The sequence below is a fragment of the Arthrobacter sp. Y3223164 genome (assembly GCF_059091005.1).
The window spans coordinates 1-2,976 of sequence record NZ_JBNHGF010000341.1 but is presented as its reverse complement, the minus strand read 5'-3'; the positions used below and the strand labels follow the sequence as shown (position 1 = coordinate 2,976).

Genomic DNA, 2,976 nt, shown 5'->3' with positions numbered 1-2,976 from the left:
GGCGTCGAGATGGCCGCGGACTCGATGAACTACGGCAAGGAACGGCGTGCCGCCGCCCGGATCGGCGTGGCCCTGAGCGTGCTGGCTACCGTCATCCTGGCCGCCGGCGTGGTGGCCCGCGGCCTGGCCGCCCACCGCGTGCCGTGGGGCAACATGTACGAGTTCTGCACCACGGGTGCGCTGATGGTGGCAGTGGTCTACCTGATTGCGCTGACCCGCAAGGACCTTCGCTTCCTCGGCTCGTTCGTGATCGGCCTTGTGGTCGTCATGCTGATCGCGGCGTCCATCGGGTTCCCGACGCCGGTGGCCCACCTCGTGCCCGCCCTGCAGAGCTACTGGCTGATCATCCACGTCTCGGTCGCCGTGCTCGCGTCGGCGCTGTTCACGTTGACGTTCGCCATGTCCGTGCTGCAGCTCGTGCAAGCGAAACGCGAGGCCCGCGGCCGCGCCGGCAAGGCGGACAAGCTGGCCTTCATGCGGCTGGCTCCCTCGGCGCTGACACTGGAGAACGCCGCCTACCGGCTCAACGCCGTCGGCTTCGTGTTCTGGACCTTCACGCTGGTGCTCGGCGCGATCTGGGCCGAACAGGCCTGGGGCCGTTACTGGGGGTGGGACACCAAGGAAGTGTGGACCTTCGTCATCTGGGTGGTCTACGCCGGCTACCTGCACGCCCGCGCCACCCGCGGCTGGACCGGTACCCGCGCAGCCTGGCTGTCCATCGTCGGTTACCTGTGCGTGGTCTTCAACTTCACGATCGTGAACGTCTTCTTCGCCGGCCTGCACAGCTACGCCGGGGTCTAGGACAAGCCGCCGGCATCGGCCAAAGGCCGCGGCCCGAATCAAGACAAAGGACCGCAGCCTCCGAATCAACAGAAGGCCCGCAGCCCCCGAATCAACGGAAGGCCCGCAGCCCATCGGGGCGGCGGGCCTTCTGCGGGTCCGGGGACCGGCGGGAGCCGGACGCCGGCGTCAGGTCAGCGGGCGCCTAGCGGGGCCCGTTCTCCGGGTCGTCTTCGCTCAACTGGCGGTCGTCATGGGCCGCGGGCTTGTCCTCGCCGCCGTGCTTGGGGTCCTCGCGCTTCTTGAGCTCCTGCTCCTTGCGGTTCAGTTCCTCTTCACGTTGTTTGGCGCGGCGCTGCGCATCGAGCGTGCGCAGGAAGGCGATGTCATCGTCCGGGGCCACCGGGCGGGGAGCCTGCTGGGCCTGCCGGCCGCCCGTCCTGGGGCGGCCCCACACGAACCACATCAGGGCTCCGATCAGGGGCACCAGGATGATTGTGAGGATCCATCCCGGTTTTGAGATACTGCGCACCTCGTGCGGCCGCGACCGGATGCACTCGATGAGGGCATAGATCACCACCGCGAGGGCCAGAACCGCGAGCAGGACAAAGAGACGGACCATGAGTCAATTGTAGGTGAGCGTTAAGCCGGGGGCTGATGAATCTTCGGACCGGCCGGACGATCTCGCGGGCAGCGTAAACTTGAGGCGTGGCTTTTTGGAAATTCAGCGCCCTGCGTCTCGGCATCATGGCCGTCATCTTTGTCATCTGCCTGTTTTTGAGGCTGGGTGTCGTCTACTCGGCCCTCGCCGCAGCGATCATGGGCTGGTGCATCACGTACCTGTTCTTCCGCAAGATGAGGGACGAAGCGGGGGCGGCACTGGCGCGCCGGTTCTCCGCCGGAGCCAAGGCACCGAGGACCTCGACGGAGATTTCGGACGCGCTGGCCGAGGACGCCGCCGTCGATCAGCACGGCGAACTGAACGTGGATTCCTACCGCAGGACCCGGGACTCCGGGCAGAAGCCGGACGGCACCCGGCCCGTGGACCGGGGCTGACCCGGCTTCGGGCGAGCCGCCGCCGCGGCTACCGGCCGGGAGGCGGCTACGACAGCCGGCTCAGCACCACGCCGAGCGCGAAGGCGGTGGCGAACCCGAGGTTAATCATCCCGGTCTGCTTGAGTACCGGGATGAGGCTTTCGCGCTTCTTGCCCTTGAGCATCAGCCAGCTCGGCGTCAGGCACGCCGGCACCAGCAGCAGCACCAGCAGGATCCACGGGAAGTCGTAGACCATGATGAGCGGTAGCAGGAGCGCCACCGCGAGCATCATGACGTAGCTGACGCGCGCCGCCTCGTCGCCCATCCGGACGGCCAGCGTCAGTTTCCCCACCTCGCGGTCCGTCGGGATGTCGCGGACGTTGTTGGCCATCAGCAGTGCCGTGGCGATCAGGCCGGTCCCGACCGCGCCGAGGAAGGACGGCCAGCTGACCTGCAGGGCCTGCGTGTAGGTGGTCCCCATGGTGGCCACAATGCCGAAGAACAGGAACACGTACACTTCGCCCAGCCCCCGGTAGCCGTAGGGGTTGTTGCCGCCGGTGTATCCCCAGGCGGCAATCACGCAGCCGACGCCCACCAGCAGCAGCGGCCAGGTCTGCGACAGGATGATCAGGGCGAGCCCGGCCACCATGGCCAGCCCAAAGCTGGCGAACGCGGCGGCCTTCACCGCTTTCGGCTTGGCCAGCCCGGACCCGGTCAACCGCAGCGGGCCCACCCGCACGTCATCGGTGCCGCGGACGCCGTCCGAATAGTCGTTCGCGTAGTTCACGCCCACCTGAAACAGGACAGCGATGAGCGCCGCGAGGAGGGCATGCAGCGGCCGGAAGGAACCCAGGTCGTAGGCGGCCGCGCTGCCGATGATCACCGGAGCGACCGCCATCGGGAGGGTGCGGGGCCGTGCCCCTTCGAACCATTGCCCGGCTGTAGCCACTGTGGAGAGTCCTTACCTGTGGGGGTTCATGCATCGTTGGCTGCGGGCAGCCGCAGCACCGGTCTATTCTCGCCCATGGAAGCGGAAGGCCGGTGCAGCCGTCGCCGCAGGAGTGGCCGATGTCACGGCGACGGCGGTTTCCCGCCACGCGAGCCGCGGTCGTGGCCGGCGGCCTCCGCCGCCGCACGGCGCAGGAGATCGGCCACGGCCAG

At 68.1% G+C, this 2,976-nt stretch carries 4 protein-coding genes; 2 read left to right on the top strand and 2 right to left on the bottom strand.

All coding sequences use genetic code 11. From position 1 onward, the window contains the following. A partial coding sequence (ccsB, locus tag AC5RUJ_RS13695) for a c-type cytochrome biogenesis protein CcsB (RefSeq protein ID WP_494156014.1) occupies window positions 1-801 on the top strand: 801 nt, incomplete at its 5' end. A 184-nt stretch (window positions 802-985) separates the two neighbouring features. On the opposite strand, the gene AC5RUJ_RS13690 is transcribed toward ccsB, so the two are convergent. Further along, window positions 986-1,402, bottom strand: a complete 417-nt coding sequence (locus AC5RUJ_RS13690) for a PLD nuclease N-terminal domain-containing protein (RefSeq protein WP_494128797.1) — start codon at window positions 1,400-1,402, stop codon at window positions 986-988. Window positions 1,403-1,488: 86 nt separating this feature from the next. On the opposite strand from AC5RUJ_RS13690, the gene AC5RUJ_RS13685 reads away from it, so the two are divergent. Then, on the top strand, window positions 1,489-1,836 hold the full coding sequence (locus tag AC5RUJ_RS13685) for a DUF4229 domain-containing protein (protein WP_494128798.1): 348 nt from the start codon (window positions 1,489-1,491) through the stop codon (window positions 1,834-1,836). Between the two features lie 46 nt (window positions 1,837-1,882). On the opposite strand, the gene AC5RUJ_RS13680 is transcribed toward AC5RUJ_RS13685, so the two are convergent. Further along, complete coding sequence (locus AC5RUJ_RS13680) at window positions 1,883-2,764, bottom strand: 1,4-dihydroxy-2-naphthoate polyprenyltransferase (RefSeq protein WP_494000622.1); 882 nt, start codon at window positions 2,762-2,764, stop codon at window positions 1,883-1,885. Window positions 2,765-2,976: the final 212 nt, after the last annotated feature.